The sequence below is a fragment of the Pseudomonas sp. Leaf15 genome, from assembly GCF_001421425.1.
Lineage (GTDB): Bacteria > Pseudomonadota > Gammaproteobacteria > Pseudomonadales > Pseudomonadaceae > Aquipseudomonas > Aquipseudomonas salomonii.
The window spans coordinates 186,400-198,619 of record NZ_LMKI01000036.1; the positions used below are offsets into that span (position 1 = coordinate 186,400).

Here is a 12,220-nt window from a genome sequence, read left to right on the forward strand (position 1 = left end):
AAACAATAACAAGGAGTCACCCGTATGAATCGTCGTCGAGGTATGCGTTCCCTGTGCTGCGCCGCTGTGGCGGTGTCTGCGCTGAGCTTGGGCGGTCTGTTGCAGGCCGCTGAAGCAGTGAAGATTGGTTTTTTGGTCAAGCAGGCTGAAGAACCGTGGTTTCAGACCGAATGGGCGTTTGCCGAAAAAGCCGGCAAGGAGCATGGCTTTACCGTGATCAAGATCGCCGTGCCCGATGGCGAGAAAACCCTCTCGGCCATCGACAGCCTGGCGGCCAACGGCGCCAAGGGCTTTGTGATCTGCCCGCCGGACGTGTCGCTGGGCCCGGCCATCGTTGCCAAGGCCAAGGCCAACGGCCTGAAAGTGATTGCGGTGGATGACCGCTTCGTTGATGCCAAGGGCAACTTCATGGAGGACGTGCCGTACCTGGGCATGGCCGCGTTTGAAGTCGGCCAGAAGCAGGGCGCGGCGATGGCGGCCGAGGCGAAAAAACGCGGTTGGGACTGGAAGGACACCTATGCGGTGATCAACACCTTTAACGAACTGGACACGGGTAAAAAGCGCACTGACGGTTCGGTCAAGTCCCTGGAAGATGCTGGTTTTCCTAAAGACCATATCCTGTTCACTGCTGCCAAGACGCTCGACGTACCGGGCAGTATGGACGCCACCAATTCGGCGCTGGTCAAGCTGCCCAGTGGTGCCAAGAACCTGATTATCGGTGGCATGAACGACAACACGGTGCTCGGTGGCGTGCGCGCTACGGAAACGGCCGGTTTTGCTGCGGCCAATGTGATTGGTATTGGCATCAATGGTACGGATGCCATTGGCGAGCTGAAAAAGGCCGACAGTGGTTTTTTTGGTTCGATGCTGCCTAGCCCGCATATCGAGGGCTACAACACTGCGTTGATGATGTATGAGTGGGTCACCAAGGGGACGGAACCGCCCAAGTACACGGCGATGGACGAGGTGACGCTGATTACGCGGGAGAATTTTAAGCAAGAGCTGACGAAGATTGGGTTGTGGCAATGAGTGGTTAAAACAAAAGTGAAAAGCGGATTCGCATTCACCTGGGATCTGCTTTTCTGTGGGAGCTGGCTTGCCTGCGATGGCCTCAACTCGGTGTGCCTGATGTACCGAGGTGATGCCATCGCAGGCAAGCCAGCTCCCACAGTTGACCGAGTATGGCTCTGCTGTTGCTCTGGCCCTTTATATCCTTTTCGCTGACCAAGCTGCCCCGGCTTCCGTCCCGTCACATGGAAAAACCGAGGTGCCAGTAGCGAGGGCCGGCTCCTACACCTCGGCGCACCAACAGTCAGTCGGCAGAGAACTTGAACACCGTGTTCTGGCTATAGGTCTGCCCCGGATTCAACCGAGTCGAAGCAAACTTGGGCTGGTTGGGCGCATCAGGAAAATGCTGAGTCTCGAGGGTAAAAGCACTCCAGTGCTGATACGTCTTGCCGCCTTTGCCCTTCACCGTGCCGTCGAGGAAGTTGCTGGTGTAGAACTGCACCCCAGGCTCGCTGGTGTAGAGCTTCAAACGCCGGCCAGACGCAGGGTCGTGTACTTCGGCGGCGAGTTGCTTGATATCGCCCTGGGTGTCGAGCGCCCAGTTGAAGTCAAACCCACCTTGTTTCGGCTCGGCAAATTTAAGCTGCGGATGTTCGTCCTTGATGTGCTGGCCGATTGGCGTGGGCTTGAGAAAGTCCATCGGCGTGCCCTTGACCGGCGCCAGTTCGCCGGTCGGAATCAGGGTGGCATTCACCGGGGTGTAATGGCTGGCATGCAAGGTCGCGACCTGCTTGAGAATGTCGCCGTTGCCCGCGCCCGCCAGGTTGAAATAGCTGTGGTTGGTGAGGTTGAGCACCGTGGGCTTGTCGGTGCTGGCCTTGTAGTCGATATGCAGTTCGTTGTTATCGTTGAGGCTGTAGGTGACCTCGGTCTTCAGGTTGCCGGGAAAGCCCATTTCACCGTCCTTGGACAGGTAGCTGAGCTTGACGCCGACCGAGTCCTTGCCCTTGACGGGTTCGGCTTGCCAAACGTGCTTGTCAAACCCCTGGGCGCCGCCGTGCAGCGAGTTGGGGCCGTCGTTGAGCGGTACCTGATAGCGTTTGCCATCAAGTTCAAACGCACCGCCCGCCAGGCGGTTGCCGAAGCGCCCGATGGTCGCGCCAAAAAACGCCGTGCCGCTCTGATAGCCCTGCACGTCATCAAAACCCAGTACCACGTCATCGATCTTGCCGTTTTTATCCGGCACTTTGAGTGACTGCAACACGCCGCCGTAGGTGATCACCGTGGCTTGCATGCCGTGGCTGTTGCGCAAGATGTACTGCTCGACGGCGGTGCCGTCGTTGGTTTTACCGAAGGGTTTGTGCTCGCTGGTTAGGCCCGCAGCCTGAGCGCCGCCGCTGGCGATCAGCAGGGACAAGGCGAGGCCGGAAAGCAGGTGACGAGGGTGCTTCATGGTCGAACTTCCTTTTGTTGTTTTCAGTGGAATAGTTCTACTAATGTGCGATATTTTGTCGTTGCAGCAGCAGATTTATAGCCTTTTACGGCCTGTTTGCAAAATAAAATAAGACTAATTAAGTGAGGCAACCTTTATATGACCACTCAACAGGCTGTTTACCCCGACCTTGAGGGTAAGACCGTTCTGGTTTCCGGTGGTGCCTCAGGCATCGGCGAATTCCTGGTACGCGCGTTCGCCGCCCAGGGCGCCAAGGTGGGTTTTGTGGACCGGGCGCAAAGCCAGGGCGAGCGACTGGCCGCGCTGCTGCATTCCCAGGGCTACAACGTTGAGTTCGTGTGGTGCGACATCACCGATGAAATCGCCTACAAGGCGGCGATCGAGCGCTTTGAGCACTCGCTGGGGCCGATCACCGTACTGGTCAATAACGCGGCCAACGACGTGCGTCACACCCTGGAAGAAGTCGATTCAGCGATGTTCGACAGGCTGATCGCGGTCAACCTCAAGCACGCGTTCTTTGCCGCCAAGGCCGTGGTGCCGATGATGAAACGCGCCGGTGGCGGGGCGATCATCAACCTGGGCTCGGTGGGGTGGATGATGGCGTCTGCCGGCTACCCGGTGTACGCCGCCAGCAAGGCAGCGGCCCATGGCATGACCCGCGCCCTGGCACGTGAGTTGGGGCCCAGCCATATCCGCGTGAACACCCTGGTGCCCGGCTGGGTCATGACCGACAAACAACTGGCGATGTGGGTCGATGATGCGGCCAAGGAGCTGATCAGCCGCAGCCAGTGCCTGCCCGGCAGCGTGCTGCCGGAACACATCGCCGATATGGCGTTGTTTCTCGCCTCCGATGCCTCGGCGATGTGTTCGGCGCAGAACTTTATTGTGGATGGCGGCTGGGTCTAGGCCTGCTACTCGATGGGGTAGCGCTTGAACGCCGGGTGCTGTTCCAGCCGGTCGGCGTGACGTTGCAGGTTAGGGAATGCCTTGGGGTCGAGCACCGACGGCAGTTTGAGTTGGGTGAACGACCACGCGACTGCCGCGGTCAGCGCCGCCTGGGTCAGTGGCGCGTCGGTGGATTGGGCAAGGTGCTTTTCCAGCAGTGAATAGGCGGCCAACAGTTGACCGGTCACGCGGTCTATCCACGGCTCATGGCGTTTTTCTGCCGGGCGCAGATTGTCCTCATAGACGATCTGCACGGTTTTCTCGCAGGCCGCCAGGGCCAGCCCGAGCAGGTGCAGTTCGTGGGCGCGGGCGCCAGGCGCTTGCGCCAGCAGCTTCTTGTCGATGGGGGCCAAGGCTTCGAAATAGTCCAGGATCAGGCTGGAGTCCATCAGCACGGTGCCGTCGTCCAGCACCAGGGTCGGCGCCTTGACCACCGGGTTGATCGCGTGGAACTGCTCAAAGGTGCTGAACACCGACACCGACTGATGTTCAAACGCCACGCCGTACAGGTCCAGGGAAATTGCCACGCGGCGTACGTAAGGCGAGTCCAGCATGCCTATCAGTTTCATGAAGCCTCCGTTGCTTTCAGGTGATTGCTTTCAAGTGATTCGATCAGGAGATTAAGGGCACTGGATCGTTCTGTGCAATGGCTTCGCACAGTTGCCGATAGGCCTGCACCAACTGCTCCAGGTTGAACGCCAAATTGCGCCCGCTGGGGTTGGGCAGCACCCATACCGCTGCGCCGCCCAATAACGGCGGCTGCAGTCCCCAGGCAACCTCGCGTTGGCCGGACACCGCGCTATAGCCGACCTTGCCCAGAAAGGCCACGAAGCGTGGCTGCCAGCGGCGGATCTTCTGCTCGAACGTTACGGCTGCGTCGTTGAATTCATGCCGCGCCAATTCCCCCGCGCTCGCCGTCGGGCGCTCCACCAGCGTGGTCAGGCCGCAGTGGTAGTCGAGCAAGCTGCGCCCCGCTTCGGGGCGGATTTCATGGGGCGTGAAGCCGGACAGGTGCAACGTACGCCAGAAGCGGTTGCTGCGGTTGGCGAAGTGCAGGCCGAGGACGGCGGAACCTTTGCCGGGGTTGATGCCGCAGAACACCACATTCAAGTGCTCGGTGAGGATGTCTTCGAGGCTGTCGCTCATGTCGGGTCTACCTGCAAACGCAACAGCAACCATTGGGTAAAGCTGCGGGCCAATGGCGCATTTTGACTGTCACGGTGGGTCGCTCAAGCGTCCTTGGCCAACAGGGTGCGGGCAAATTCGTCGGAGGCGATAAAGTCCAGGGTCTGGCGCAGTTGCGCCGCCGCTTCACGGCCGAATGCCTGATCGAAGCGTTCGGCCATTTGCGTCGAAATACGCTTGGCCGCCAGGTGGGTGCGCTTGCCGTGTTCGGTCAGCAGCACGCGCCGGGTACGTCGGTCGAGTTCGTCCACGCGCAGCTCCACCAGGCCGTCACGTACCAGCGGTTTGAGCGTGTGGCCCAAGGCGGACAAATCCATCACCAGGGTTTGTGCCAGCTCGCCCATCTTCGGCGTGCCGGCCTTGGCGATGCGGTTGAGCAGCGCGTATTGCGTGGCTTTGAGCCCGCAGGGCGCGAACGCCTCGTCATAGATCTGGCCCAGGCGGCGCGAGGTGCGGCGCACGGCACCGTTGACGCAGGTGCTGGGGCTCTCGGAGCAAGGCGGGGCAGATTTCAAGGGCAGATACTCTCTGATACAAAACACGACGCGGCTGATTATGCCTGCGCGACCTGTCAGGACAAGGTCTTTCGGACCGAACTGACGTTCCAGATGAAAACTGAGACAGCTTGAAACAAATTAGTTGCGTATGCCACTAAATTCGATATCGTGGCATATGCCTCTTTGTGACTTGGATGTCGTTACAAAAACCCCAGGACGTGCATGGGGCGAGGCGGGAAAACGGCATGGCGAAGCCTGCTTGACCGACCAATCTCCTGTCTGGATCACTTCCTATGCTCAACCTCGTGCGCATCGCCTTGCTGCGCCCCTATACCTTTGTGGTATTGGCTATTTTCATCCTGATCGTCGGGCCGCTGGCGGCCTGGCGTACGCCGACCGACATCTTCCCGGAAATCCGCATTCCGGTGATTGCGGTGATCTGGCAGTACACCGGTTTGCCGCCCGACCAGATGGCCGGGCGCATCACCTCGCCGTTCGAGCGGGTGCTGACCACCACCGTGAACGACATTCGCCATATCGAAGCGCAGTCGATGAACGGCTACGGGATTGTGAAGATATTCTTCCAGCCCGGCGTCAACATCAGTACCGCCAACGCCCAGGTGACGTCGGTGTCCCAGGCGATCCTGCGGCAATTGCCGCCCAGCACCGTGCCGCCGCTGGTGCTCAACTACAGCGCCTCCACCGTGCCGATCGTGCAGCTGGCTTTATCCGGGCCGGGCCTGAGCGAACAGCGCCTGGGTGATATCGGCCTGAACCAGGTGCGCCTGATGCTCACCAGCGTGCCCGGCGCGGCCCTGCCATACCCGTTTGGCGGCAAGAGCCGGCAGGTGCAGATCGACCTCGATTCGGCGCGCATGCAAGCCCGTGGCCTGTCGGCGCAGGACGTCGCCACCGCCCTGGCCACGCAGAACCTGATTACGCCGGTGGGCACCCAGAAGATCGGCAGCTACGAATTCAACCTGCAACTGAACAACTCACCGTCGGACTTCCATGACCTGGAAAACCTGCCGATCAAGACCGCCGACGGCACCACCGTGCTGATCCGTGACGTGGCCACCGTGCGCGACGGCAACCCGCCGCAAACCAACATCGTGCATGTGAACGGCAACCGCTCGGTGCTGCTGCCGGTACTCAAGACCGGTTCGGCATCGACCTTGGGCGTGATCGCCGGGATCAAGGACAAGCTCGCCGACAACAAGGCTGCCTTACCGCCCAATCTGAATATCGACCTGATCGGCGACCAGTCGCTGTTCGTGCGCTCGGCCATCAGCGGCGTGGCCCGTGAAGGCTTGATCGCGGCGGCGCTGACCAGCCTGATGATCCTGCTCTTTCTCGGCAGTTGGCGTTCGACGGTGATCATCGCCACCTCGATTCCGCTGGCGATCCTGGCCTCGATTGCCACGCTGTCGGCCCTCGGTGAAACCCTGAATATCATGACCCTCGGCGGCCTGGCGCTGGCCGTGGGCATCCTGGTGGACGATGCCACGGTGACCATCGAGAACATCAACTGGCACCTGGAGCAGGGCAAGCCGGTGCAGACGGCGATCCTCGACGGTGCGGCGCAGATCGTGACGCCGGCGTTTGTCTCGCTGCTGTGTATCTGCATCGTGTTTGTGCCGATGTTCTTCCTTGATGGTGTGGCGCGCTTCCTGTTCGTGCCGATGGCCGAAGCGGTGATCTTCGCCATGATCGCCTCGTTCCTGCTGTCGCGCACGCTGGTGCCGACATTGGCCAACTACCTGCTCAAGCCGCATGTACACGGCGACGACGGGCATGCACCGTCGCGCAACCCGCTGGTGACTTTTCAGCGCGGTTTCGAGAAGCGTTTTGAGGTCTTTCGCGAGCGTTACCACAGCGTGTTGCACGGCGCCTTGCACCATCGTCGCGCGGTGGTGATTAGCCTGCTGGCGTTTGTCGCCGTGTCGTTTGCACTGGTGCCGTTCCTGGGCCGCAACTTCTTCCCCGAGGTCGATTCCGGGCTGATCCTGTTGCACGTCCGCGCTCCGGTGGGCACACGGGTGGAGAGTAATGCGCACCTGATCGCCGACATCGAAAACGCGATCCGCCGCAACGTCCCGGCCCAGGAGCTCAAAGCCTTGGTCGACAACATCGGCCTGTCCATCAGCGGTATCAACGTGGTGTACAACAACACCGGCACCGTGGGTTCCCAGGACGCCGATATCCAGATCAGCCTTAACGAAGGCCATCGCCCGACCGCCGAGTACATGCGCCAATTGCGCGAAACTCTGCCACGGGAATTCCCGAGCGCGGTGTTCTCGTTCCCGGCCTCGGACATTGTCGGGCAGATCCTCAACTTCGGTTCTTCGGCACCGATCGACCTGCAAATCACCGGCAATAACCTGGCGGCTAACTTCACCTATGCCAGCGCGCTGCTGCGTGATATTCGCCGGGTGCCGGGGGTGGTGGATGCGCGCATCCAGCAGTCGCGGCAATTGCCGACGTTCAATATCGACGTGGACCGCACCCGTGCGCAGTTGGTCGGCCTCACCGAACGGGATGTGACCAACAGCCTGGTGGTCAACCTTGCCGGTTCCAGCCAGGTGGCGCCGACGTTCTGGTTGAACCCGGCCAACGGCATTTCCTACCCGATCGTGATGCAAACCCCGCAATACAACCTGGAAAGCCTGGCCGCACTGCACAACCTGCCGCTGAGCGGCAGCAATGGCGCGGCCACCGACCAGACCCTGGGCGGCCTGGCGAATATCCAGCGCAGCCACAGCAGTTCGGTGTTCAGCCAGTCGGATATCCAGCCGGTGGTTGAGGTGCTCACCGCGATTCAGGACCGTGACTTGGGTGGCGTCGCCGCCGATATCCAGAAGATCATCGCGGCCCACGCCGGTGAAGTGCCGACCGGCTCCAAGGTGATTTTGCAGGGCCAGGTGCAGACCATGAACGCGGCCTTCAGTGGCTTGCTGTTCGGCCTGTTGGGCGCGGTGGTGCTGATCTACCTGCTGATCGTGGTCAACTTCCAGTCCTGGGCAGACCCGTTTGTGATCATCACCGCGTTGCCGGCGGCATTGGCGGGCATTGTGTGGATGCTGTTTGTCACCCATACGCCGCTGTCGGTGCCCGCCTTGACGGGGGCGATCATGTGCATGGGCGTGGCCACCGCCAACGCCATCCTGGTGGTGAGCTTCTGCCGTGAGCGCCTGGCCGTGCATGGCGATGCCGTGCAGGCCGCGCTGGAGGCCGGTTTTACGCGGCTGCGGCCGGTGTTGATGACCGCCATCTCGATGATCATCGGCATGGCGCCCATGGCGCTGGGCCTGGGCGAGGGCGGTGAGCAGAACGCGCCGCTCGGGCGTGCGGTGATCGGCGGGCTGGCGTTTGCCACCATCGCCACGTTGATTCTGGTGCCGTTGATTTTCAGTCTGGTCCACGGGCGTCGCCAACACGCCACGCTGGCGACTACCGTTTCCCAAGGGGTTTGACATGTCTGTTTCCATTGCTCCAAAAAAGCCGTCCCGTGGCCTGCTGTGGCTGGTCGTGGGCGGGGTGACGGTGGTGGTCATCGTCGGTGTCGGCCTGAGTGTGCGCGCCAGTGAATCCCGTGATCTCAAGACCTGGACCGACGCTCAGGCACTGCCCAGCGTCAACCTGGTGAAACCGGTGGTGCAAGCGCAAGGCCCGGTGCTCAACTTGCCGGGGCGCATGGAGGCTTATTCGCGGGCGTCGATCTTTGCCCGGGTCAATGGCTACCTGAAATCCTGGAATGTCGACATCGGCACGCGCGTCAAAGCCGGCCAGGTATTGGCCGAAATCGACACCCCGGAACTCGACCAGCAACTGCTGCAAGCCCGCGCCACTTTGGCTTCGGCCCAAGCCGATGAGCACCTGGCCGCAACCACCGCCAAGCGCTGGCAGGCGATGCTTGCGACCGACTCGGTGTCGCGCCAGGACGTCGACGAACGCACCGGCGACCTGACCGCCAAGCAGGCCAAGGTGACGGCGGCCAAAGCCAATGTCGAGCAGTTGGTGGCGACCAAGGGCTTCCAGCATCTGGTCGCGCCGTTTGCCGGTGTGGTCACCGCGCGCAGCACCGACGTGGGCGCGTTGATCAGCGCCGGCGGCACCGCCGGCAAAGAGCTGTTTGCGGTGGCCGACGTCAGCCGCCTGCGCGTGTATGTGCAGGTGCCGCAGACCTTCTCGCCACAGATTCGCGAAGGCACCACGGCGCGCCTGAGCGTGCCGGAGTATCGCGGCGAAACCTTCACCGGCAAGGTGATCGCCACCGCCGATGCGGTCAACGCCGCGTCCGGCAGCACCTTGGTGCAACTGCTGGTGGACAACCCCGGCGGCCGCCTGCTGCCCGGTGGCTACACCAGCGTGCAGTTTGATTTGCCGGTGCAGGCCGACGTGCTGCGCGTACCGTCCAGTGCCCTGGTGTTCGATGATAAAGGCATGCGCGTCGCCACCCTCGACAGCCAGGACCATGTGCACTTCAAGACCGTCACCATCGCCCGTGACTTTGGCGACAGTGTGGAGATCGCCAGCGGCCTGCAAGCGGCCGACCGCGTGATCGATACGCCGCCGGATGGCCTGGCCGATGATGATTCGGTGCAGTTGGCTGTCGCCTCCGCCGAGGCCAAACCCCATGGCTAAGCGCACCCTGCCGGGCCTGCTCGTCACCTTGAGCCTGGGCGCCTGCTCGTTGGCGCCGCCGCTTGAAGTGCCGCAAACACCCATTGCCGCGCAGTTTCACACCCAGGGCCCGTGGACGGTCGGCGCGCCCGACGACCAGGCCAACCGTGACGGCTGGTGGCGCATCTACAACGACCCGCAGCTGGACGCGATGCAGCAGCAGTTGCTCAACAACAACCCGGACCTGAGCGCGGCCCTCGCGCATTATCAGCAGGCCCAGGGGTTCCTGGCCCAGGACCGTTCGGGGTTGTTTCCCAAACTCTCGGCCATCGGCAGCGGCCAGCGTATTCGCCAGTCGGACACCAAACCGCTGCGCTCGGCCACCTCGCCGGACGTCTACAACTCCGCCACGCTGGGACTTGAGGTGGACTATGAAGTCGACCTGTGGGGCCGCGTGCGCGACACGGTTGCGGCCGGCACCAGTGACTCGGAGGCGGCCAGGGCCGACCTGGCGTCGGTACGCCTGAGCCTGCAAGCGCAACTGGCTGACAGTTATATCCGCCTGCGTGGTATCGACTGGCAGAACCAACTGCTGGAGCAGACCCGAGATGCCTACACCAAAGCCCTGAGCCTGACCGAAGGTTTGCATGGCGGCGGTATTGTGTCCGGGCTGGACGTGGCGCGGGCGCGCACGCAGCTGTCGACGGTCAAGTCGCAACTCAAACAGAGCCTGGTGCAACGGGCGGTGTTGGAACATTCAATTGCGGCGATGCTGGGTGAGTCGGCATCAACCTATACCGTCGCCGTCAATGTGGCGCCGATTGCCTTGCCCAACGTGCCCACCGGCGTGCCGTCGAGCCTGCTGCAACGCCGCCCGGATATTGCCGCTGCCGAGCGTCGCATCGCGTCGGCCAATGCGCGTATCGGCGTAGCCAAGGCCGCGTGGTTCCCGCAGATCACCTTGAGCGCCCAGGGCGGTTATCAGAGTGATGAGTTTGCGCGTTTGCTCAGCGCACCGAACCTGTTCTGGGCCATCGGCCCGTCGCTGGTCGGCACGCTCTTTGATGGCGGCGCGCGTCAGGCCCAGGTGGATATCGCCAAGGCCGCTACCGACGAAGCCGCCGCCAAATACCGCGGCGTGGTGCTGGGCGCTTTCGAGCAAGTCGAAGACAACCTGTCGCAAATCGCCGGCCTGGGCAGTGCCCTGGATGACCAGCGTGACGCGGCCGCCGCCGCGCAATACGCCGAAGACCTGTCGACCTCGCGTTATCGCCAGGGCGCCGTGGCCTATCTGGATGTGGTGACCGCCCAAGTGGCGGCGCTGGAAGCCAAGCGCAGTGTGCTGCAACTGCAAACCCAGCAATTAAGCGCTAATGTGGGCCTGATCAAGGTGCTGGGCGGCGGATGGAACGTGGCCCAACTGGCCGCATCGAACAGTACTCAAATCAAGGAGAAGTGAGCATGACCGACTACCTACCCCCGAAAGTCTGGACCTGGGACACCGAAAGTGGCGGCACTTTCGCCAGCATCAACCGGCCTATTGCCGGTGCGACCCATGAGAAAGCTCTGCCGGTCGGCAAGCACCCGCTGCAGCTGTATTCCCTGGCCACACCGAATGGGCAGAAGGTCACCATCCTGCTCGAAGAACTGCTGGCCCTGGGGCACACCGGCGCGGAATATGACGCGTGGCTGATCAAGATTGGCGATGGCGACCAGTTCGGCAGCGGCTTTGTGGCGGTCAACCCCAATTCCAAGATCCCGGCGTTGATGGATCACAGTGGTGACACGCCGATTCGCGTATTCGAGTCGGGTGCGATCCTGCAGTACCTGGCCGAAAAGTTCGGCGCGTTCTTCCCCACCGAGCCTGCTGCGCGTGCCGAGTGTTTGTCGTGGCTGTTCTGGCAGATGGGCAGCGCGCCGTATCTGGGCGGCGGCTTCGGGCATTTTTACGCCTATGCGCCGAGCAAGATGGAATACCCGATCAATCGCTTTGCGATGGAAACCAAGCGTCAACTGGACGTGCTCGACCAGCGCCTGGCGGTGAGTGAGTACATTGCCGGCGATGAGTACACCATTGCCGATATCGCGATCTGGCCCTGGTATGGCGGCTTGGTCAAAGGCCGGTTGTATGGCGCGTCGGCGGAGTTTTTGTCGGTGCACGAATACAAACACGTGCTGCGCTGGGCCGAGGCAATTGAAGCCCGGCCGGCGGTGCAGCGTGGGCGGCGGGTGAACCGGGTGTCGGGTGAGCCTGCGGAGCAGTTAGCCGAGCGCCACGACGCCACCGATCTGGACTGAAATCCGGTCGAAAATGTGGGAGCTGGCTTGCCTGCGATTGCGTTGGGTCAGTTATGAAATGGGTGACTGACACTGCGCAATCGCGGGCAAACCCGCTCCCACATTTGGAGCTCCATATTTTTCCAGACTATTTGTAGCGCTGCTCGAACTGCACCCACACATTGCGCTGGCCAAGGCGGTTGAAACACACCGATTTTGGGGTGAAACGCGG

At 61.9% G+C, this 12,220-nt stretch carries 10 protein-coding genes; 6 read left to right on the forward strand and 4 right to left on the reverse strand.

Annotated elements, in window-relative coordinates; translation table 11 throughout:
- Positions 1-24: 24 nt before the first annotated feature.
- A complete protein-coding gene (locus ASE80_RS28540; RefSeq protein ID WP_017136516.1) occupies positions 25-1,029 on the forward strand; it encodes a substrate-binding domain-containing protein in 1,005 nt (334 codons plus the stop codon).
- Between the two features lie 283 nt (positions 1,030-1,312).
- Here the strand turns inward: ASE80_RS28540 and ASE80_RS28545 are convergent, their stop codons facing one another.
- Positions 1,313-2,461, reverse strand: a complete 1,149-nt coding sequence (locus ASE80_RS28545) for an aldose epimerase family protein (protein ID WP_056861861.1) — start codon at positions 2,459-2,461, stop codon at positions 1,313-1,315.
- A 138-nt stretch (positions 2,462-2,599) separates the two neighbouring features.
- Here ASE80_RS28545 and ASE80_RS28550 point away from each other — a divergent pair, with 138 nt between their 5' ends.
- On the forward strand, positions 2,600-3,367 hold the full coding sequence (locus ASE80_RS28550) for an SDR family NAD(P)-dependent oxidoreductase (RefSeq protein ID WP_056861862.1): 768 nt from the start codon (positions 2,600-2,602) through the stop codon (positions 3,365-3,367).
- A gap of 5 nt (positions 3,368-3,372) precedes the next feature.
- Here the strand turns inward: ASE80_RS28550 and ASE80_RS28555 are convergent, their stop codons facing one another.
- The 3 genes from ASE80_RS28555 to ASE80_RS28565 all read right to left on the reverse strand — a co-directional run bounded on the left by ASE80_RS28555 (position 3,373) and on the right by ASE80_RS28565 (position 5,106).
- Complete coding sequence (locus ASE80_RS28555) at positions 3,373-3,975, reverse strand: glutathione S-transferase family protein (protein WP_056861863.1); 603 nt, start codon at positions 3,973-3,975, stop codon at positions 3,373-3,375.
- Positions 3,976-4,018: 43 nt separating this feature from the next.
- Entirely contained in the window at positions 4,019-4,552 is a 534-nt protein-coding gene (gene mug / locus ASE80_RS28560; protein ID WP_056861864.1) for a G/U mismatch-specific DNA glycosylase, read from the reverse strand.
- An 83-nt stretch (positions 4,553-4,635) separates the two neighbouring features.
- Positions 4,636-5,106, reverse strand: a complete 471-nt coding sequence (locus ASE80_RS28565; RefSeq protein WP_235593120.1) for a MarR family winged helix-turn-helix transcriptional regulator — start codon at positions 5,104-5,106, stop codon at positions 4,636-4,638.
- 275 nt (positions 5,107-5,381) lie between these two features.
- On the opposite strand from ASE80_RS28565, the gene ASE80_RS28570 reads away from it, so the two are divergent.
- The 4 genes from ASE80_RS28570 to yghU are packed head-to-tail and all read left to right on the forward strand — an operon-like array spanning position 5,382 to position 12,009.
- Positions 5,382-8,561 (forward strand): efflux RND transporter permease subunit, encoded by a 3,180-nt coding sequence (locus tag ASE80_RS28570; protein WP_056861865.1) that lies wholly within the window; start codon positions 5,382-5,384, stop codon positions 8,559-8,561.
- 1 nt (position 8,562) lies between these two features.
- Positions 8,563-9,732, forward strand: coding sequence for an efflux RND transporter periplasmic adaptor subunit (locus ASE80_RS28575; RefSeq protein ID WP_056861866.1), 1,170 nt, complete (start codon positions 8,563-8,565; stop codon positions 9,730-9,732).
- Positions 9,725-11,170 (forward strand): efflux transporter outer membrane subunit, encoded by a 1,446-nt coding sequence (locus tag ASE80_RS28580; RefSeq protein WP_056861867.1) that lies wholly within the window; start codon positions 9,725-9,727, stop codon positions 11,168-11,170. The genes ASE80_RS28575 and ASE80_RS28580 overlap by 8 nt, the downstream gene beginning before the upstream one ends.
- A 2-nt stretch (positions 11,171-11,172) precedes the next feature.
- Entirely contained in the window at positions 11,173-12,009 is an 837-nt protein-coding gene (gene yghU, locus ASE80_RS28585) for a glutathione-dependent disulfide-bond oxidoreductase (RefSeq protein WP_056861868.1), read from the forward strand.
- Positions 12,010-12,220 lie beyond the last annotated feature (211 nt).